Here is a 21,659-nt window from a genome sequence, read left to right as displayed (position 1 = left end):
GTGCTGGGAGGCAATAGAAGATGAAGGACTTTTTTCAATATATTCTAGGCGAGGTAAAAAGCGGACGGATACAGAAAGAGGATGCCATTGTAAAAATACGCCAATTTCAAGCTCAAATGGCTTCGCATGAGACCGCGCAAAGCGGAACAGGGACTGCGGGGGCCTTGGCGGATACGGGAGTCCTTATGCTTGAGCCTTTCTGGAAAGAGCAAGTTGCTCTCCAGAAAGTGGCACACCCTGAATTTAGCCAGCATCTGGTGGTGCTTTGCGAACTGGATCATTTCGCGGAGCGAAGCATTGAATCGCTCCTGGAAGGAACCCGTTGCATCAAGCTGCATGCCAGCCAAAGCAGCATAGATGAACGCTTTCAGGCGTATGCCCTCCAGCTGCTCACGGAAGTGCAAATGGTTCTCAAAGAGGACTCCAAGGGTAGCGTACTGATACAGATTGCAGTTTCCGCACAAAGCGCGCAGCAATCTTTCGCAGGACTGTTGGGATTACTGCAGACAGCTGAGAAAGAAAACCCGAAAATCGTAGGGCAATTCGTAGAATTGGAATCTGTAGGTTTGGAAGAGATGATTGAGAAATTAAAAGAGAACAGTCAATATCCAAAGGATAAAAGGATACGGTATGAGGATGGTCAACGTCTGGTTCTCGGCTGGAACGAGATGAAACCCACCGAGCCAACGGGAAGAGTGCCCTGGAAGGATCGGGGGACTTATTTGATTACAGGCGGTGCAGGAGGTTTAGGACTTATTTTTGCGGAGGATATCGCCCAGCGAGTCAGGGAAGCCACGCTAGTTCTTGTAGGCCGCTCAAATCCGGACGAAGGCAAGCAGGCCATATTGGAGAAATTGAAGGCGCTGGGGGCCCGCGTTGAGTACAGACAGGTAGATGTAGCACGGAAGGAAGAGGTCTCCAAATTGATCCTTGAGATCAGGGAAGAGTATGGAGGCCTTGATGGTATTCTTCATAGTGCTGGAGTAATACAGGATCGTTTTATCATGAATAAATCACAGGAAGAGTTCGCGGGAGTAATGGCACCAAAGGTTGCCGGACTGGTGAACTTAGATCAGGCGACCAAGGAGCTACATCTTGATTTCTTTATTCTCTTCTCCTCAATAGCTGGGATTATGGGTAACCCCGGTCAAGCCGACTATTCTGCCGCAAATGCCTTTATGGATGCCTATGCCGCGTATCGAAACAGCCTTGTATCCTCAAAGGAGCGCAAAGGGCAGACGCTATCTGTCAATTGGCCTCTCTGGAAGGACGGAGGGATGCATGTGGACGATGACACGGAGAGGGCTTGGCAAAGTATTGGCATGGTAGCTATGCAAGCTTCAAACGGTATCCAGGCTTTATATAACGGTCTGGCCGCTGGTCTAAATCAGTTATTGGTCATAGAAGGTGAGCAATCCAGATTGCAAAAGTATTTCTTGGAGTCCCAACCGCAGGAGAAAGAATATGTTGAAGAGTCAGCTTCTTCAGAGGTGAATCTTGAACTGCTTCTGGAAAAAACCTTACATCAGCTAAAACTGTTGTTTGGAGAAGTTGCCAAGCTGAGCATTGACAAGATTGATGTCAGCGAGCCTTTGGAGAGCTATGGCATAGACTCCATCATGATTACAAGGCTTAATCAAAAGCTGCAGGGGATTTTTGGAGAAATATCAATGACCTTGTTTTATGAATATCAGACGTTGGAAGCAGTGGCCGAATATTTTATTGCTGTTTATCACAAGGAATGCGTACGGTGGACAGGACTCGGAAGCCCGATGAAGACGGAAGAGAAATCCGTCTCCATTTCCGCAACCTTGCATGCTGCCAGCGAGTTTTCTTTCTCACCCCTGCCAAAGGAAGAAAACAATCGTATCTGCAACACGGCTACTAGCAGAGACCGTGTGAAACACGAGCAAATAGCCATTATTGGTATAAGCGGACGATATCCGCAGGCCAAAAATATGGAAGAGTACTGGAGTAATCTGGAACAGGGCAAAGACTGTATAACAGAAATTCCTGCGGAACGCTGGAAGAGGGAAGGTTTCTACTGTTCCGACATCAAAGAAGCGGTTGAGAAGGGCAAAAGCTATAGTAAATATGGAGGATTTGTGGAGGATTTTGCAGATTTTGATCCTCTCTTCTTTAATATATCTCCCCGGGAAGCGATGAGTATGGATCCTCAGGAGCGAATATTCCTGGAAGAATGCTGGAAGGTTTTCGAGGATGCAGGATATAGCAGGGAACAGCTCGCCGAACAGTATAATGGCCGGATTGGCGTCTTTGCAGGAATTACCGGAACGGGGTTCAATTTATACGGGCCAAAGCTGTGGGAACAAGGACAACCCGTCTTTCCGCGAACCTCCTTCAGTTCGGTAGCCAACAGAATATCCTATTTCTTGAACTTAAAGGGGCCCAGTATCCCGGTAGATACCATGTGCTCTTCCTCATTAACTGCAATCCACGAGGCCTGTGAGCATATCTTTAACGGTGAATGCGAAATGGCTGTTGCTGGAGGAGTCAACTTATATCTTCATCCTTCAAGCTATATCTTTCTCAGTACGATGAGAATGCTATCGCCTGAGGGACGGTGTAAAAGCTTTGGGGAAGGCGGGAATGGATTTGTCCCTGGCGAAGGTGCAGGGGTCGTGCTGCTCAAACCTTTATCACGAGCCATTGCAGATAAGGACCATATCTATGCGGTTATTCGGGGAACACGTATCAACCATGGAGGAAAAACAAACGGGTATACCGTGCCTAACCCGGTAGCACAGGGTGAACTGATCAGAGAGGCTTTTGATAAAGCAGGCGTAAATGCCCGGGCAGTCAGTTATATTGAGGCCCACGGTACTGGAACGGAGCTCGGCGATCCTATTGAAATCACCGGGCTTACCCAGGCATTTAAGAAAGATACGCAGGACACGGAGTTTTGCGCTATTGGCTCGGTAAAATCAAACATAGGTCATTTAGAGGCGGCCGCAGGGATTGCAGGCATCGCTAAAATCATCTTGCAAATGAAAAACCGGAAAATTGCCCCTAGCCTGCATTCCCAAAAACTGAACCCTAATATAAACTTTTCCAAAACGCCATTTGTAGTCCAACAGGGGCTTTCTGAATGGGAGCGTCCGATAGTGGAGGAGGACGGCGAGCAACGGGAATACCCGAGAATCGCCGGGATATCTTCCTTTGGAGCCGGTGGGGCTAATGCCCATATCGTCCTTGAGGAATACCTCCCTGCGGAACAGGATGACTTTCAAAATGCCTTTACTCCTCCAAGACCGGTCGTCGTAGTTCTGTCGGCAAAAAGTGATGGAGCATTGAAGGAGCAGGTAAGCCAATTGGTTACTGCAATGGATCGGAATGAGTTTTCCGATCACGATCTGGTGAATGTGGCTTATACCTTGCAGACAGGACGCGAAGCGATGGAAGAGCGCCTCGCTGTGGTCGTTGAGTCAGTGGAGGAACTTAGAAACAAGTTACGGGGCTTTATTGGAGGAAGACAGAGTATTGCACAGCTTTACCGGGGACAGGCCAAGCGAGACAAGGAGAGCTTGAACATGGCCTCAGAGGAGAAAACGCTCGATGAAACGGTTGATTTACAGATTCTAGCGGAAAAGTACGGCAGAATCTCAGACTTGTGGGTCAAGGGTGTCCATATGGACTGGAGCAGACTTTACGGTAATGTCCAGCACCGCCGTATCCCTTTACCCACCTATCCTTTTGGCAGAGAACGCTATTGGATACATTTAGATGAAGAAAAGCCTGTCGTCAATGCGGTTGCACATCTACATCCATTACTGCATCAAAACACCTCCGTACTTTCTGAGCAAAGATTTAGTTCAACCTTTAGCGGCCAGGAGTTTTATCTGAAAAACTCCGTAATTGACGGAAAGCTTGTCCTGTCAGAAGCGGCATGCCTTGAAATGGTGCGGGCAGCGGTTGAGCAGTCGTTAACAGTACAGGAGAAGGGGCAGGCAAACATCATTATTAAAGATATTGTATGGACACATGCTCCCGCTATAGGAGATCAGCCGTTAGAAATACATATAGGGCTCTTTCCGGGAGATCAAGGAGCGATTGGCTTTAAAATCTACAGCAGATTAACAGAAGCCGGAGACCCTGTCTTACACAGCCAGGGTAATGCCGCACTGGAGATGTTGAATGAAGCGGAAACGTGGGATATACAAGCTTTGCAGATGGAATGCTTTCAGCATGTTTCGCCTGGGATAGACGACGAAGCAGTGTGGGACATGGGAGCCGACGACAGTCTGGGACATCAGACCAATGAACAAGTGCATATAGGACAGGGGTTAGTGCTGGCCAAGCTATCGTTGCCTTCCGGTATTAGGAATACTGAGAGCTTATTTGTTTTGCATCCCTTTATAATAAACGCTGCTTTGCAAATGCCGCCGGCATACTTGTTTTCGAATGATGAAAATATCATGCGGCCTTCAGGCATTGATCCTCTACAGAAAATACGGCCGACTGCCATTGAGGGAATCGAAATATTTCGGGAATGTCCCTGTGAAATGTGGGCGTTGATCCGATATAGCAGAGGAAGCGGGGCTGGTCATAATACGCAGAAGTATGACATTGAATTGTGTGATGAGGCAGGCCAGGTCTGCGTCCGCATAAAAGGATGCTCCTACAAGGTAGTGGGCGCATGTGAGAAAACACCTGGTGCAATGATGCTCCAACCCTTCTGGAAAGAACAGGCGGTTGTTGCGGAGGACACGATGGTTCCCATTTACGAACGACATGTGGTAATGCTTTGCGAAACAGATACCATTGCTGCAGGAGATATCGAGTTCTCCTTGGCAGGAGTGGAATGTATCACTCTGCAATCCGATATGGAAGAGATCGATCGTCGCTTCGAAATGTATGCTGTCCAGGTTTTTGAAAAAATAAAAAGTATCCTGAATGATAAACCCAAAGGCAAGGTGCTGGTGCAGATTGTAACGATGCCTCAACATGAAAAGCTGCTCTTCGCTGGGCTGTGCGGCATACTCAAAACTGCGCAAAAGGAAAATCCAAAGATCCATGGTCAGTTAATTGAAGTTGAGGGTACAGAAAAAATGGAAGGGCTCATCGAAATACTAAAGACGAGCAGCCGACACCCTGCGGATAGCCGCATCCGGTTTGCAGAAGGCAAACGTTGGGTTCCTGTCTGGAGTAAAGCAGAAATGCCGTCAGAGACACCGGATATTCCATGGAAAGACCGCGGGGTTTATTTGATTACTGGAGGAGCAAAGGGTTTAGGTCTTATTTTTGCTAAAGAGATTGCGCGTCAGGCCAAGGAAACGACTTTGATTCTTAGTGGACGTTCCCTACTGGACCAGGACAAGCAGACCTCATTGAAGGAATTGAAGGCATTGGGCGCCCGGGTGGAATACAGACAGGTGGATGTCACGCGGAAGGAAGCTGTGGTTGGCTTAATTGAAGATATCAAACAGACATACGGCGGAATCAACGGCATCCTACACAGTGCTGGAATAATCCAGGATAACTACATTATTAAAAAGACTAGCCTGGAATTCAGGACAGTACTGGCGCCCAAGGTTGCGGGACTGGTAAATCTGGACCAAGCCAGTAAGGACATTGCTCTTGACTTCTTTATCCTGTTTTCGTCAGGTACGGGAGTGGGTGGTAATGCAGGTCAGTCTGACTATGCTGCCGCGAATGCTTTTATGGACGCATATGCCTGGTACCGCAATACCTTGGTATCCTCCATGGAGCGTACAGGCAAAACGCTGTCCATCAATTGGCCGTTATGGAAAGATGGCGGAATGCGGCCTGACCAGGAGACGGAGAAGGCCATGCAGAAGGTGGGTATGCATGCGATGAGGACAGAGACAGGCATGAGCGCCCTGTACCAAAGCATAGCCTGCATACCGGATCAGGTCATGGTGATCGAAGGAGACGTAGAGCTAATCAGCAACATGATGATCATGGAGGGACAGCTTGAAGAAAGCGGCAAAGCATCCCAGGATCAGGCGCTCGGATCAGAAGCTGAAGCATACATCGTTTCCTCCACAGCAAACAAGACAGAGTCCGGCCGTGAAGGAGACCTGTTGCGTGAAAAGACGGTCCATTACTTGAAGACCCTGCTTTCATCGTCCATCGGCCTGCCCGTATATCGAATCGAAGAGGATACACCTTTTGAAAATTATGGGGTTGATTCTATAAAGTCTATGGAGTTGACCGACCAGCTGGAGAAAACATTCGATCAGGTGTCGAGGACTCTATTTTTTGAATATCCGAATATCCGGAGTTTAACGGAATATTTTGTAGAAGCCTATCGAGACCAATTGATTGCTTTGTTTGGCATAGATCAGGTAGCGGTTGCAGGCGCGAAAACCGACACAACTTTTGCAGCAAACAAGGAAGTGTCCGGCAGAGCAGAGGACCTGCTGCGTGAAAAGACGGTCCATTACTTGAAGACCCTGCTTTCAACGTCCATCGGCCTGCCCGTATATCGAATCGAAGAGGATACACCTTTTGAAAATTATGGGGTTGATTCTATAAAGTCTATGGAGTTGACCGACCAGCTGGAGAAAACATTTGATCAGGTATCGAGGACTCTATTTTTTGAATATCCAGATATTAGGAGTTTGACGGAATATTTTATGGAAGCCTATCGAGACCAATTGATCGCTTTGTTTGGCATAGATCAGGCAGCAGCTGCGGGTGCAAAAGCCGACACAACTTCTATAACAAATAAGGCAGTGTCCAGCCAGGAAAAAGAGCTACTGCGTGAAAAAATGGCAAGTTACCTAAAGCGCCTGCTCTCTTCGTCCACTGGACTGCCGGAACACCGCATTGAAGAGGACAAAAACCTGGAAAACTATGGTGTCGACTCCATAAAGTCAATGGAATTAACCGATGAGCTGGAAAAAAACTTCGGACCGCTATCGAGGACCTTACTTTTTGAATATCCGAATATCCAGAGTTTAATAGAATATTTCCTGGAATCGCATCGAGGCGAATTGATTGAATGGTTTGGTATGGAGCAGGTAAAAGCCCCTTCTCCGATATTCCTTCATCCCCAATTTTCTGCAACCGAGGTAGAGCCTCCAGAGGAGAAGAAACAAGAAACAGGAGCGATGGACATTGCTGTCATCGGGATGTCCGGGAAATATCCAGGTGCGGAAAATATTCAGGAGTTCTGGAGCAATCTCCAAGAAAGCAAGGACTGCATTACCGAAGTTCCAAAAGATCGTTGGGAGCATGATCTTTATTTTGACAAGGAGAGAAACAAGCCGGGAAAAACCTACTGCAAGTGGGGCGGTTTCATGGAACGAATAAGCCTGTCAGAGCCAGCATTCTTTCATCTCACCCCCTATGAGATCACTTTAATGGACCCGATGGAGCAACTCTTCCTGGGGATAATATGGAATTTGCTTGAAAGTGCAGGATATACGCGAGAGGCATTACAGAAGAAACACCAGAACAAGGTTGGCGTCTATGTGGGCGCTACGTATCACAAATACTGCTCCTGTGATACCGAACCGGACTCTGCTCAACGGGTAACATCATTTGGGTCTGTTGCAGTCGCAAACCCCATGTCGCATTATTTCAATTTCCAGGGACCGAGCATATCCATTGATACGATGAGCTCTTCCTCAGCTGTAGCTGTCCATATGGCATGTGAAAGCCTGATCAGGGGAGAGTGTCAAATAGCGGTAGCTGGCGGGGGGAATCTATTGACCAGTCCCAAAAAATATATTGAATCCAGTCAAAATCAGTTGATTGGAAGTCATGAAGATAGCAGAAGCTTTGCAGATGGGGATGGATACCTTCCAGCGGAAGGAGTTGGAGCGGTACTCTTAAAACCGCTTCATAAGGCTGTACAGGATGGAGATTGCATTTTAGCGGTTATTAAATCCACGGCAACCAATCATGGGGGACATAGCAATGGATATACAATCCCTAACCCCAATGCGCAGGCGCAACTAGTCGAAGAAAACTTTTTGAAAGCCGGTATAGACCCCCGGACGATCAGTTATGTAGAGGCAGCCGCAAATGGGTCTACATTGGGAGACCCTATTGAACTTGCTGCTTTGAATAAAGCATTCCAGAAATTCACGACCGAGCAGCAATTTTGTGGCATTGGCTCAGTCAAATCCAATATTGGGCATGCAGAAGCGGCTTCGGGGATATCACAGCTAACCAAGGTCATATTGCAATTGTGGCATCGAAAACTGGTTCCTACCATTAAGGCCGAGAAGCTTAACCCTAATATTAATTTCAGTAATACTCCATTTTATTTGCAGCGGGAAGTTCAGGAATGGGAGCGGCCTGTAATTGAGATGCAGGGAGAAAAACGGGAATTCCCGTTGCGGGCAACCGTAAGCTCCTTTGGTGCGGGAGGCTCTAATGTGCATTTCATTCTGGAAGAATATATCCCTTCAGAAAAAGACAACATTCATTTACGAGTGGCAGATCAGCCCGAAGTGGTGATTCTCTCGGACATAAACCGGGAGAGACTGATGGCGCTTGCCAATCAATTACTGGGATATCTGGAGCAGCAGAGCGATGATGCCTTACAAGATATTGCCTTTACACTTCAGACAGGTCGCGAAGCGATGACATGCCGGGCGGCAATCATAGCGAGTACGCGGCAGGATCTACTCACGGGTCTTAGGGAACTTCTCAAAATAGCTGATAGCGGCAACGGACCCGAAGGGGCATCTATTCCTTTATTTATAGGAGAAAGCGTAGAAGACTCAAACACGAGTGCGCTTCTCTCAGGGAAAATAGGAGAGACCGTTTCTCAATTGCTGCTAGAGGAGAAAAACATGGAAAATATAGCGATGTATTGGACCCAGGGGGGCAGGATTTCATGGGAGGCACTCCATGAGGATAAAGATGTCCGCAGGATTCCCCTACCGATAACCCAGTTTTAAACATAAACAGGAAACCGATCACTATCAGATAGAAATTACAAATTATTCTGGAGGTAAATCATGAGGGAATTTAAAGATAAGATAGCCGTAGTTACAGGAGCTGCCAGTGGGATTGGCCGCGCTATTGCGGACCGGTGTGTAAATGAGGGCATGAAGGTCGTCCTCGCGGACATTGAGGAGGAGGCCCTTCTAAGGGCCGAAAAACAATTGAAAGACATGGGCGCAGAAACGTTATCCGTAGTGACGGATATTTCCAAAGAAGCTGATATACGTGCATTAGCGCAAAAAACGGTTCAGACATTTGGAGCTGTGCATCTTTTGTTCAACAATGCAGGGGTGGACGCCGGCACGGGCTGCTTATTGTGGGAAAATACGGTGGCAGATTGGCAGTGGGTAATAAACGTAAACATATGGGGGATTCTCTTTGCAACTGAAGTTTTTGTTCCTATTATGCTGAAACAGAAAACCGCATGTCATATTGTGAATACAGCATCCATCGCCGGACTGTTGTCCGGCCCCGGTAATGGAATATATAGCGCGTCAAAACATGCCGTTTTAAGCTTGTCTGAAACGCTACACCAAGAGCTCAGATTGATAGGTTCCAATGTAGGAGTTTCAGTTGTCTGCCCTGGGTTCGTACGTACCCAAATTATGGATGCGGAACGGAACCGACCGACGGAGCTGAGTAAGCAGGCCGGACTAGGAAATCTTCCCCCGGAAAGACAAGTCATTAATCAATTGGCCCGTAAGGCTGTCCAGAATGGAATACTTCCAGAGGATGTAGCAAATCAGATGTTTGAGGGAATCAAAAAAGGGCAGCTATATATCATAACAGAGCCGAAATTCAAACCTGCAATAAGACAACATATGGAGAATGTTCTTAATGAAAGCAATCCTACACCTTCCCAAATGCAATTAGTTCGCAATTTACTGTGAGATATTTATTTCAAATGGTTTTATTAGGATTTTATCAATGAGTATGTTGTGGGAGGTTAGAATGGACAGATCTGTGATTTTTATGTTTTCAGGCCAAGGCTCACAATACTACGGCATGGGAAAAGAATTATATAGGTTAAATTCAGTTTTTCGGAAATGGATGACCAAGCTGGATGAGATTCATACGGATATTACAGGCAGGTCCGTATTAAAAATGCTGTACGACGACAACCGTGGGAGGGGGGACGTGTTTGATAGCCTGTTATATACTCACCCTGCAATTTTCATGGTGGAGTATGCCCTCACACAGGTATTACTGGAAAAGGGGATTTATCCTCATTATGTTTTGGGTTCCAGCCTCGGTGAGTTTGCATCTGTTGCTGTGGCTGGCTGTATGAGTTATGAAGATACTCTTCAATGCCTTGTCAAGCAAGCACAAATGGTAGAAAACTACTGTCCAAAGGGTGGCATGCTGGCCGTAATTGGCGACCTCAGTCTGTATGACCAAATATCCGTATTGAATGCCAACTCAGAGTTAGCATCAATCAACTATGACTCGCATTTTGTCATTTCTGGCAGCTGTGAGCAACTGGAAAAAATTGAACGCTACTTGATAGCTAATGAGATTATATGTCAAAGACTGCCGGTCCAGTTTGCTTTTCACTCTTCCTTAATGGACCCTATAGCCTTGGAATATACAGCGTTTTTAAAGCTTAAAACTCTAAGGAATCCGACCATAAATATGGTCTCATCTATGTACGGAGGCAAGGCGACATCCCTTGACAACCGTTTTCTTTGGGATGTTGCTAGAAAACCTATCCGTTTTCGGAACGCTTTAAAATGTCTGGGAGACGGGGATGGGGTTATCTATATTGACCTTGGCCCCTCAGGCACTCTTGCTAATTTTGTGAAGTACAATTTTGGTAGCAAGAAAATGGCAAGTATTTGTTCTATTCTTTCACCTTTTCAAAACGATATGAAAAATTTGGATCGTCTATTTGAAATATTCGACTAATATGCATTCACTAGCAAAAAGGAGGACACAAATGATCGCATATCTGTTCCCTGGACAAGGGGCTCAAGCCAAAGGCATGGGAGTAGAACTATTTGACGAATTTCAGGGATTGGTTGCAAAAGCGGATGCTATTCTTGGTTATTCTATTAAAAAACTGTGTCTTGAAGATCCTGCCAATCAACTAGGACAAACGGATTTTACCCAACCGGCGCTATTTGTCGTAAACGCTTTGAGTTATCTTAATACATTAAAAGAGACTGGAAGAAAACCTGATTATGTTGCAGGACATAGCCTGGGTGAATACAATGCCTTATTTGCCGCAGAGGCATTTGACTTTGAAACGGGCTTGAAGCTGGTTAAAAAAAGAGGAGAGCTGATGGTCAAGGCTACCGGTGGTGGTATGGCTGCGGTCATAGGCTTGAAGGAGGAAGTATTTAGAGAAGTTATCGAGAAAAATAATTTAAGGGAGATTGATGTTGCTAATTTTAATTCGCCAAGCCAGATTGTCATCTCAGGACCGAAGGGCATGATTGAACGGGCGCAGCCAATTTTTGAGGATGCAGGAGCCACAAACTATGTGATTTTAAATGTAAGCGGAGCATTTCACTCTAGGTATTTGGAAGATGCCAGACAGAGATTTGAGGCCTATGCGTCACAGTTCGAATTCTCAAAATTAAAAATACCAGTCATTTCAAATATCTATGCCAGACCCTACAGGCAGCAAGATGTAAGAAGTACGCTGATCAACCAGATCGTAAGTCCGGTCAAATGGTCGGAAAGTATAAGATATCTAATGGGTAAAAATGTAACCCAATTCATCCAGGTTGGACCTGGAAAAGTCATAACAGGGTTGGTTAACGCAATACAACGAGAAGCAGAACCGCTGATTGTGAGGGAGGGTGAAGAACGTAGCGAGCAGGTACAGGAAGTAAAGTCGAAGAATAGTATATCCGGCCAACGATTTACGGCAGAGTCTCTTGGTCATAGCGAATTCAAACAATATTATGGACTTAAATACGCGTATCTTATGGGTTCGATGTATAAGGGAATATCTTCAAAAGAGATGGTCGTAAAGGCAGGTAAGGCAGGAATGATGGGATTCTTTGGGGCAGGGGGAGTCAAGATTGGGGCCCTTGAAGAAGCTATAAAGTATATTCAGAAAGAATTGAACCAAGGCGAAGCCTATGGAATGAATCTTATTCATGTTCCCGATCACCTGGAAATAGAAAATAACATCGTTGATTTATACATAAAATACGGTGTTAGAACTATTGAAGCCTCTGCGTTTATGAGTATAACGCCTTCTTTGGTAAGGTACAGATTGAAAGGTTTAAAACGAGATGAAAAGGGGATCGTAACACCGCAGAACAGGATTATAGCGAAAGTATCAAGACCCGAGGTTGTGGAGGCATTCTTGAGTCCTGCGCCTCAGAATATCGTGAATAAACTGCTAGAGGAAAATAGGATAAGCCGGGATGAGGCCCGGATGGCGATGGAAATTCCTATGGTAGACGATCTGTGCGTCGAGGCTGATTCAGGCGGGCATACGGATCATGCGGTTGCATATGTACTGGTTCCGTTGATGCTTAAAATGAGGGATGAAGCGTTACTTAAGTATAAATACAATAAAAGTATAAGGGTAGGGGCAGCCGGGGGGATAGGGACTCCACAAGCAGCTGCGGCAGCGTTTATACTGGGTGCGGATTTTATCATGACAGGATCAATCAACCAATGTACGGTTGAAGCAGGGACAAGTGATGATGTAAAAGATTTGCTCCAGCAGTTAAATATACAGGATACAGACTACGCTCCCGCAGGGGATATGTTTGAAATAGGAGCGAAAATTCAGGTTATGAAAAAAGGAGTTTTTTTCCCGGCCAGGGCGAATAAATTATATGATCTTTACCGTAATTATAACTCCATAGATGAAATTGATAGCGGAACCAAAAAATATATTGAAGAAAAGTATTTTAAGAAGAGTATTGAACAAGTATATGAAGATATTAAAGCTTATTACCCGGCTGAGATCATTGAAAAAGCTGAAAGAATTCCTAAACGTAAGATGGCGTTGATATTTAGATGGTACTTTACTTATTCTACACGACTTGCAATGAATGGAGACAAACACAGTAAGGTTGATTATCAAGTACACTGCGGACCAGCCCTCGGCGCTTTTAACCAATGGGTCAAGGGAACAGTCTTTGAGAATTGGAAGAACAGGCATGTTGATGAAATAGGACAAAAAATAATGGTTGAAACTGCGGAATACCTGAATGAAAGGTATAAAGCTTTAACGATAATGTGAGTATAAGTGTGGAAAAAAATAGGAATTATTAAGATAATAGGAAATAAAAGAAAGTGAGGTTTTTCATGCATAGTTATAGGACTCATAACTGTGGAGAACTGGATCAAAAACATGTCGGCGAAGTAGTGAGAATTGCAGGATGGATAAAAAATATGCGTGACCATGGCGGGGTTATTTTTATTGACCTTAGGGACCATTATGGAGTAACGCAGGTTGTTGTTACTGATAATAACGAATTGAAAGATTTTGTATCAAAGATCAGCAGGGAGTCAACCATTTCTGTTACAGGTACTGTATGTAACAGATCTGAAAATACGATTAGTCCCACTATGAAAACCGGGCATATTGAGTTAGCTGCCAATGAGATAAAAGTTTTAGGGAAGGTAGTGAATCCATTACCTTTTGAAGTAACTTTAGCAAATGAAGCTCGGGAGGATTTAAGATTAAAGTATCGTTTCTTGGATCTGCGGAATGAAAAACTACACAATAATATTATACTTCGTTCTAAAGTAATTCAAAGTATCAGAAGAAAGATGATCGATTTGAATTTTTTAGAGATTCAGACACCTATCCTGACAAGTTCATCTCCAGAAGGCGCCAGAGACTATTTAGTTCCTAGTAGAGTGCATCCAGGTCAATTTTATGCCTTGCCTCAAGCACCTCAACAATTTAAACAATTATTAATGGTTTCGGGCTTTGATAAATATTTTCAAATTGCTCCTTGCTTTAGAGATGAGGATGCAAGGGCAGACAGATCACCAGGCGAGTTTTATCAGCTGGATTTGGAAATGGCTTTCGCAACACAGGAAGATGTCTTTAATGTAGTTGAAAATATGCTATATGAAGTTTTCTCTGAATTTACAAATTTTAAAATATCAAAGCCTTTTAGCAGGATTCCATATCAAGAAGCCATGCTCAAATACGGGAGCGATAAACCTGATTTAAGGAATCCATTAATTATCCATGATGTTACAGAGCTGTTTACAGAGACTGATTTTAAAGTATTTGAAAATAAAACGATAAGAGTTATTGCTGTTCCTGGTTGTGGAGCACAGCCAAGAAGCTTTTATGACGATATAGTAAACTTTGCTGTTGAAGCTGGAGCGAAAGGCCTCTCATGGATTAAGTTCAATGATGATATGTCTCTTAGTGGCTCTATTGCTAAATTCATCTCTGAAGAGGTGAAAAACCAATTAATACATGTTACGCAAGCTAGTTCAGGATATGCACTGTTTTTTGCTGCTGACCAACTTAAAAATGTAGAAAAAATAGCAGGTGCTGTCAGAAATCAATTAGGAAAAAGACTGGATTTGCTGGAAAAGGATATATATAAATTTTGCTGGATAGTTGATTTTCCTATGTTTGAATTGGATCCTGATACTCATAAAATTGGATTTAGCCATAATCCTTTTTCGATGCCACAAGGTGGTATGGATGCGCTGCTGAATATGAATCCTCTTGATATCCTTGCGTACCAATATGATATTGTATGTAATGGGATTGAACTGTCCTCGGGTGCTGTCCGGAATCATGATACGGAGATTATGGTAAAAGCCTTTGAGATTGCAGGTTATACATATGGAGACATCAAGAGTAAATTTCCTGCACTCTTTAATGCTTTTCAATTTGGGCCGCCGCCTCATGCAGGTATAGCACCTGGAATTGATAGGATTGTTATGATCATTGCAAATGAATCGAATATCCGAGAGGTTATTGCTTTTCCAATGAATAGCAAAGCGCAGGATCTATTAATGGGAGCACCTTCGGAGGTTACTGAGAAACAATTGAGAGATGTTCATATAAAATTGGTAAATACTCAGCCAGAAACAGAATAAACAGATTCAACAACATACTGAATGCAAAGGCTCAATCCGGCACGTATTTAAATCTCATTGAGTGTGTTAAAAACTCTCCCTGCTAGATGCAGAGGAGAGTTTTTTTTATTTAGCTCAGATTAGGGTTGTTCACGATGACAATCTTTATCGGTACACTGGAAGGTATGCAGGCTTATCGAGTGGAGCTATACCAAAAAGTAGAAATTATAGGAATACAGGAAAATCGAAATAGCTAGAAACGAAAGAATCAGCGTCGCGGTGTATACCTTTCTTAACAATGTAGTTTGGGTAACACTGCATCTTCTTACAGCAAGATAGGTGGCCGGTACAAAGGCAAGCCCCAGTACCCAGAAAAAGATAATATTCAAATTGAAATTGGACATAGGCTGATAGGGGTCCCCTATCAATTGGATGCTTGAAGCAATGAGATTGACGATCACAAGCAGACCCAGCAAGGGGATTACGGTTACACTGTCAGGCAAGGGAAGCCGCGAAGTACTCTTCTGCTTTCTTGCGTCCTTGAGCTTCCGCAGCCATCCAATAATACCGAAAATAGACCCAAGCGCAAACCAAATACCACATCCCCCGACCAGAATATAACTGAAAATGGATGTTTGCAGGAAGGATATCGGCAATTGGTCATCAATCACTCCATATGACAACTGCGTCACTTTACCATCGGCATTGGTTAAGAAAAAAAGACGGCTGATATTTAGGCCCGCATGATCATAAGGAGTGCTCCCGGGAGTCACACGTTCAAAAAAATAGGGTTTGGTTTCTACATAATCAACATTAATATTCATGGATGGAATACTCAGAGTGATTCCGCCATTGCCGTTGGCTGTGACCACTTCTTCCGCATTGGATAATACGGGTAGAAGCTTCAATATACCAGATGATACTGCGCGAGCAGAACGGTATTTTCCCGCCACATCCCCGCTATGCTTCAACGTGCTGTCAGCTTGCGGAGTAGCATCGGAACCCCCGACAAACAGGTCAATGAGTTCGCTTCTCGCCCCAGACATTTCATTTTCCACATTAGTCAGAATACTGATCCCAAAGTTTTGATCCGGCACGATAGAGACCAGAGAGGAGAATGAATCTGTATTTCCACCGTGCTCGATAACACGATAATCCCCCGCGAACCGTTCCCAAAAGCCATGGGCATTCCCCGGAAGCTCGGGATAGTGGGTATACGAAGCCTCATGCATTTCTCGCAAGGTTTCATTCTTGTTGAACAGCGAATATTTTAAGGAATGGTCCATGTTCAGATGAGCAAGCATAAAATGAGCCATGTCCTCCGAAGTAATGTTTAACGCACCAGCCGGCACATCATTAAAGAAAACATTCGGTTTTGCCACCCAGTTTCCATCCTTCTTGGAGTAGCCTGTTGCTTTATGTTCGATAACCTCTGGGATAAGATCATACCGTTGTGTAAAGTAAGAATGTTTCATGTCCAGAGGCTCAAATATATGTTTCTGAATATAGGTTTCAAAAGGCATTCCGGATACACGTTCTATAATATAACCGGCCAGGTTGGTCCCATAGTTGGAATAAGCAATCACTGTTCCGGGCTCATAAATCTGTTGAGGCTGATTTCCGGGTGCGATATGCTCCTTGAGAGGCCTAAGATCAGCAGCATCATGAACCAGAAGTTTTTCCAGGCGCTCCTCAAAACCTGCCGTGTGGCTCATCAGTGATTTCAGGGTAATAGGCTTATCAAAAGAAGGCTTGAGAAAGCCGTCAGGCAAGTATGTGCGGATGTCCGTATTCAAATCCAGCTTTCCTTGCTCAACCAGTTGCATTACTGCCGTCCAGGTGAACAATTTCGATACGGAACCGGCCTCCATATAGGTTGTTTCCGTACTCATGGGTGTTTGTTTCTCGATGTTTGCGTATCCGTAACCTTTTGAAAAAACAATTTTTCCGTCCTTTACTATGGAAACCGCAGCACCAGGAATCGCTGTTCCTATATATTTTTTCATAATTTGATCTGTTCTGTTTTCGATTTCGGAAATCGGAATTCCAGAGGGAGTGGTTGGAACGGACCCAGAAGCATATGCCTGGACCGGGATAAATGCCATCAATGCCAACAGGAACAAAGAGGCAAATCGTTTTTTCAATTTCATATCAAGTCTCCTTTTTGCTGCGCTTGGATCTTTAAGAGCAGTCTGTTTTTTGGAACATTTTTAGTGTAGCAGTCAAGTCTTTCTTATTTCTCTCCTGTTCCTTACTTTTTTCTTTCTCAAATGAAGCTTCAACTCTCAAATGATTTACCGAAAAAAGCTATATTTACGTTGGTACAGCTTTATATGTATGTTGACAACCTATAAAATAAAGACATGAAGAATCCTCATAGTTGAAAAAAATAGGAGATGACTATAAATGAAAGCCTGTGAACCTCTGACTATTTCATCTGAAAGCGGATACAATCTTCAAACCGATGTAAGTGTGCCCATTGCCCACGCTTGGAATATGATTGCGCGAGATCATAAGCAAGTGTTTGGCTGCGAGCCATTGCTAACAGAAGTAGAGCCCTCGATCATTATCCGTTATGCGCAGGAAGGAGATAGCTGTCCGCATTGGCCAGAGGGCTATTGTTTGCGTTTTGTTGCTGGTAGCAAGGGAACGGTACTCCATATTGTTGGCCGTGATGAATTAGGAATTATTTATGGACTGCTTCATTACAGCCGTTTCGCTCTGGGTGTGGAGCCGTTCTGGTTCTGGGCGGAGATTCTACCGCCTAAGCGGGATACCATAGTTTTGCCGAGTCAGAATGTTGACAGTATACTGTCCAAGGTCCGATATCGGGGATGGTTTGTCAATGATGAGGTATGCTTGATTGGCTGGAAGGATGATTATCCACCGACGGAGCAGGTGTGGCAGCCCGTTTTTGAAGCGTTACTGCGCTGTGGTGGAAATATGGTGATTCCCGGAACCGATTTACCACGCACAGGTATCCATCATAAGCTTGCAGCAGACATGGGCTTATGGATCACACATCATCATGCTGAACCGTTGGGGGCGGAGATGTTTTTGCGCGCCTTTCCGGGTAAACAAGCTAGCTACAGAGAGCATCCCGAGTTGTTTGAACAGCTGTGGCAGGAAGCGATTGAACGGCAAAAGGAAGAGAAGATTGTATGGGTATTATCTTTTCGCGGGCAGGGTGACAAGCCTTTTTGGGAAGATGATCCTTCCTTTAATACGCCGGACAAACGTGGACAATTAATCTCGTATGTGGTTCGCAAGCAGTACCATATGATCTGTGAATTTGTGGAGCATCCTGTGTGCTGTATGGCGATGTATGGTGAGATTGCCGAGTTATACAAGCAGGGGCATATTGAAGTACCCGAAGGGGTGATCAAAATATGGGCGGACAATGGTTACGGTAAAATGGTATCTCGACGCCATGGGAATCTTAATTATCGTGTACCAGCATTGCCTGAGGCGCAGGATGGGGACAAGAATGGAGTATATTACCATGTGACCTTCCACGACTTGCAAGCGTCGAACCATCTTACCCAATTTCCCTCCTCAGCCAGCTTGATTGTAGAGGAATTAACAGCAGCGTTTACTTCAGGGGCGGACGAGTACCTGCTGGTCAATTCAGGTAATATTTTGCCACATGTATATACGCTGGATTTAGTAGCAAATTTATGGACGAAGGGTGAAGTGGATGCTGAAGAGCAGCTTACTGATTTTATCGGGCGGCTGTACAGTAGTCAGCTTCAAGAGATTTCCCAATTATACCGGGATTATTCCCGTTGTACGATCGTTTATGGCCCGCACAAGGATGATCGAGCAGGGGAGGAATTCTATCACCATCCAGCTCGGCAAATTATGGGGTATTGGCTACAAGGCAAAGAAAGCAGTGATGAACGGCTGTACTGGGCTACTGGAGAAAGGCCTTTTCCTGAACAGGTACGCTGGTTCAAGGAAAAAGCCGAGTCGGCAATCCCGGACTGGGTTGAACTGCGAGAGCGGTGTCTACGAATCATGAAGCAGTTGTCAAAAGATGAATGTCGCAGGCTGTATAATCAACTGCTTGTGCAGATTGAACTGCATCTAAGTGGCTCACGTGGACTGGCAAGCTTATGTAGCGCTTATGGGCTGTTCCTTGAAAAAGATTATCCACGAGCATTTATACAAGCTTCTCATGCCGTTTGGAGCTACCGAATGGGTAAAGAAGCTTTATCGCTCGCAGGAACTGGAAGATGGGAGCATTTCTACCGGGCAGATTGGTTAACCAATCTAGATAACACTATTTCTCATGCGGACACTGTGCGGAGATTTCTTCGTCTTCAGGGAGACAGTCCGGATATGTTCCTGTGGTCCAAACAATATTTAATGCCAGAAACAGAGAAATATATCTACCTGGAGAATACGCATCGCAAGCCCCTTCCCGATGATGAGTTGGCACGCAGTCTGGAGAAGGTATTATATTAAAAAGGAAGGTATGTAGCATAAGAAGCAACAGCGTCTGCCTGCAACCTTTCCAGCTTATACTACGTCAATGAAGTTGTTAATGGCCAAGCGGCCTAATTCAACTACAAGGTGGAACTTAACATGAGTATGAGAAAAAGTGCATTCGCAGCCATTACAACCGTAGCCATTTTGTCCTTCTCCTTTGGAAGTCAATTGTCTGCGGCAGACAGTCAATTCAAGGATTTAAACAACGTAAGCGGCAAAGAAAAAATCATATCCCTTAAAGATCAGGGTCTACTCAAAGGTGTCTCTGACACGCAGTTTCTCCCGTCATCTAAAGTGACCGCTGCCCAAGGCATTCAGTTGATCTCCGGCGGACTCCAGCTCAGTTTGGCCGCGATTGATTTTAATAAAGCGCCACAGGCCAGTGGACTGTTCACCCATGTTAGGGATACCGCATGGTACGCTGAAGCTTTTATCAACGCGCATTATAATGGCGTAGACATTCCAAAAGATATCGATCCTGCCAAAGCGCTGACCAAGGAAGAGTTCACCCACATGCTGATTCAGGGCATGGAAAAAGCAGGCGTTCTTCCCATGATTAAAATCGCACCTGCGAATATTGCGGATGACAGCGAACTAGAGCCTTCCTACCAAGGTAGCATTCAACGCTCGCTAGTCTACAAGGTCAATACCTTGGATGCAAATGAAAAGTTTCATCCAAAAAAAGAGATTACACGTGCCGAAGCTGCTGTTATGTTATATAATGCATTGGAATACCTGAATGCTCATACAAAATCGTAATAAATACAGCAATAAAGAGCTTTTCTTCTGAGGGAATTAAGCTTTCAGTTACTTGACATCATTATCGTTAATGTTATAATAAGGAAATCGAATTTAGACCTGCGGTAGCTGATTACCGTAAGGATATTTTCCTGGTCCTTCGGCATATAACACAGGTAACGAATAAATAAGCTGGCTCCGGATGAGGAGTTCAGCTTATTTTTTTGGATCAAAAAGCTTACCGTTTTCACAGATCTACAAATTGAGAGGAGACAGGGGTATGTTTGGAAATGACTGGGATGATGTACTACGAGAAGAGGTCGAAAAGCCATACTTTAATGAATTAAGGTATACGTTAGCCCGAGAGTACAAGTTACATAAGGTATATCCTCCAAAAGAAGACTTGTTTTCCGCACTTAAATTAACGCCATTTCATCTGACCAAAGCGGTTATATTGGGACAGGATCCATATCATGGAGAGGGACAAGCTCACGGTTTGAGCTTTTCTGTTAGACCTGGTGTGCGAACACCGCCATCTCTACTAAATATATATAAGGAGCTTCGCGATGATATCGGTACTCCCATTCCGAATCAGGGATACCTCGTTCCTTGGGCTGAGCAAGGTGTGCTGCTGCTAAACAACGTGTTAACCGTGCGTGAAGGACAACCGCAATCTCACCAGGGAATAGGTTGGGAACGTTTCACGGATGCTGTCATTGAAGCGATTAATGAGCGCGAGCAGCCAGCAGTGTTTATTTTGTGGGGGAGCCATGCTCAGAAAAAAGCAAGCTTCGTGAATACCAGCAAGCATTTGGTGCTGAAATCCGTTCATCCGAGTCCATTGGCGGCTCACAGAGGCTTTTTTGGCAGCAAGCCTTTTTCGCGTACCAATGCATTTTTGCAGGAGCATGGAATGGAGCCGATTCGGTGGGAGATTCCTAACCGCTAGCACTGGAGGTGAGGACATGCGTCAATGGAAGGGACGTCAGGTCATTTTATATCACGGCAACAACGATCATACCCAGAAGGTGCGCGGCACGCTTGAAAAATGGGATGATATACGAAAGTGCGTTATTTTAGGCCCGAAAATGCTGGCTATTCCTTTTGAAAATATTACATATATTACCATGCTACCTCCGGGGCGTGAGCGTAGAAGCCGCCATCCGGCGAAGCTCAACGCTATCGGTTATGTAATGAGTGTTCCGTTACAGTTTGATAATGCCATTCATTTTCAGTCGGCGGTGACGATTTGGAGAGAAGATCAGCTGATTGCTTATAATGTAAAGCTGGTTAGTCACTCGGCACACAATGTAATCCTTGAAGATGGACAAACCTTATCTAAAGAAGAGCATTTGTTTGTGGTAAGGTCACTGCGTGGAGAACTTTAACTGTAATTATTCACCTTTTTTTGATGAAGGGTTCAATTTAGTAAGCTGCTAACCGATAAAAGTAATGGGATT

Annotated in this window: 10 protein-coding genes; 9 read left to right on the top strand and 1 reads right to left on the bottom strand. The window is 44.7% G+C overall.

Annotated elements, in window-relative coordinates:
- Positions 1 to 20 precede the first annotated feature (20 nt).
- From NLX78_RS07425 to aspS, 5 genes are all read left to right on the top strand, one after another.
- Positions 21 to 8,900, top strand: a complete 8,880-nt coding sequence (locus tag NLX78_RS07425) for a hybrid non-ribosomal peptide synthetase/type I polyketide synthase (RefSeq protein ID WP_254350018.1) — start codon at positions 21 to 23, stop codon at positions 8,898 to 8,900.
- 60 nt (positions 8,901 to 8,960) lie between these two features.
- Positions 8,961 to 9,836 carry an SDR family NAD(P)-dependent oxidoreductase gene (locus tag NLX78_RS07420; protein WP_254350017.1) on the top strand — a complete coding sequence of 292 codons (876 nt, stop codon included), beginning with the start codon at positions 8,961 to 8,963 and terminating at the stop codon, positions 9,834 to 9,836.
- Between the two features lie 61 nt (positions 9,837 to 9,897).
- Positions 9,898 to 10,851, top strand: coding sequence for an acyltransferase domain-containing protein (locus NLX78_RS07415; protein WP_254350016.1), 954 nt, complete (start codon positions 9,898 to 9,900; stop codon positions 10,849 to 10,851).
- Positions 10,852 to 10,882: 31 nt separating this feature from the next.
- Positions 10,883 to 13,156 carry an ACP S-malonyltransferase gene (gene fabD, locus NLX78_RS07410; protein WP_254350015.1) on the top strand — a complete coding sequence of 758 codons (2,274 nt, stop codon included), beginning with the start codon at positions 10,883 to 10,885 and terminating at the stop codon, positions 13,154 to 13,156.
- A 65-nt stretch (positions 13,157 to 13,221) separates the two neighbouring features.
- Positions 13,222 to 14,991, top strand: coding sequence for an aspartate--tRNA ligase (gene aspS / locus NLX78_RS07405; protein WP_302057299.1), 1,770 nt, complete (start codon positions 13,222 to 13,224; stop codon positions 14,989 to 14,991).
- A gap of 185 nt (positions 14,992 to 15,176) precedes the next feature.
- Here the strand turns inward: aspS and NLX78_RS07400 are convergent, their stop codons facing one another.
- A complete protein-coding gene (locus tag NLX78_RS07400) occupies positions 15,177 to 17,120 on the bottom strand; it encodes a serine hydrolase domain-containing protein (RefSeq protein WP_254350013.1) in 1,944 nt (647 codons plus the stop codon).
- 256 nt (positions 17,121 to 17,376) lie between these two features.
- On the opposite strand from NLX78_RS07400, the gene NLX78_RS07395 reads away from it, so the two are divergent.
- The 4 genes from NLX78_RS07395 to NLX78_RS07380 all read left to right on the top strand — a co-directional run bounded on the left by NLX78_RS07395 (position 17,377) and on the right by NLX78_RS07380 (position 21,587).
- Positions 17,377 to 19,437, top strand: coding sequence for a glycosyl hydrolase 115 family protein (locus NLX78_RS07395; protein WP_254350012.1), 2,061 nt, complete (start codon positions 17,377 to 17,379; stop codon positions 19,435 to 19,437).
- Between the two features lie 120 nt (positions 19,438 to 19,557).
- On the top strand, positions 19,558 to 20,220 hold the full coding sequence (locus NLX78_RS07390) for an S-layer homology domain-containing protein (RefSeq protein WP_254350011.1): 663 nt from the start codon (positions 19,558 to 19,560) through the stop codon (positions 20,218 to 20,220).
- A gap of 259 nt (positions 20,221 to 20,479) precedes the next feature.
- Complete coding sequence (locus tag NLX78_RS07385; protein WP_013310967.1) at positions 20,480 to 21,148, top strand: uracil-DNA glycosylase; 669 nt, start codon at positions 20,480 to 20,482, stop codon at positions 21,146 to 21,148.
- A 16-nt stretch (positions 21,149 to 21,164) separates the two neighbouring features.
- Complete coding sequence (locus NLX78_RS07380; RefSeq protein WP_061828460.1) at positions 21,165 to 21,587, top strand: hypothetical protein; 423 nt, start codon at positions 21,165 to 21,167, stop codon at positions 21,585 to 21,587.
- The last annotated feature ends 72 nt before the right edge of the window (positions 21,588 to 21,659 follow it).

It is taken from the genome of Paenibacillus sp. Lou8.1 (genome assembly GCF_024213565.1).
Classification (GTDB): Bacteria; Bacillota; Bacilli; order Paenibacillales; family Paenibacillaceae; genus Paenibacillus; species Paenibacillus polymyxa_B.
The sequence above is the reverse complement of the archived record's forward strand: the minus strand, read 5'-3'. Positions and strand labels throughout refer to the sequence as shown.

Bases quoted from the DNA above. Each gene is read 5' to 3' on its own strand.
- NLX78_RS07425 (WP_254350018.1), top strand. From the start codon at position 21: ATGAAGGACTTTTTTCAATATATTCTAGGCGAGGTAAAAAGCGGACGG.
- NLX78_RS07420 (WP_254350017.1), top strand. From the start codon at position 8,961: ATGAGGGAATTTAAAGATAAGATAGCCGTAGTTACAGGAGCTGCCAGT.
- NLX78_RS07415 (WP_254350016.1), top strand. From the start codon at position 9,898: ATGGACAGATCTGTGATTTTTATGTTTTCAGGCCAAGGCTCACAATAC.
- fabD (WP_254350015.1), top strand. From the start codon at position 10,883: ATGATCGCATATCTGTTCCCTGGACAAGGGGCTCAAGCCAAAGGCATG.
- aspS (WP_302057299.1), top strand. From the start codon at position 13,222: ATGCATAGTTATAGGACTCATAACTGTGGAGAACTGGATCAAAAACAT.
- NLX78_RS07400 (WP_254350013.1), bottom strand. From the start codon at position 17,120: ATGAAATTGAAAAAACGATTTGCCTCTTTGTTCCTGTTGGCATTGATG.
- NLX78_RS07395 (WP_254350012.1), top strand. From the start codon at position 17,377: ATGAAAGCCTGTGAACCTCTGACTATTTCATCTGAAAGCGGATACAAT.
- NLX78_RS07390 (WP_254350011.1), top strand. From the start codon at position 19,558: ATGAGTATGAGAAAAAGTGCATTCGCAGCCATTACAACCGTAGCCATT.
- NLX78_RS07385 (WP_013310967.1), top strand. From the start codon at position 20,480: ATGTTTGGAAATGACTGGGATGATGTACTACGAGAAGAGGTCGAAAAG.
- NLX78_RS07380 (WP_061828460.1), top strand. From the start codon at position 21,165: ATGCGTCAATGGAAGGGACGTCAGGTCATTTTATATCACGGCAACAAC.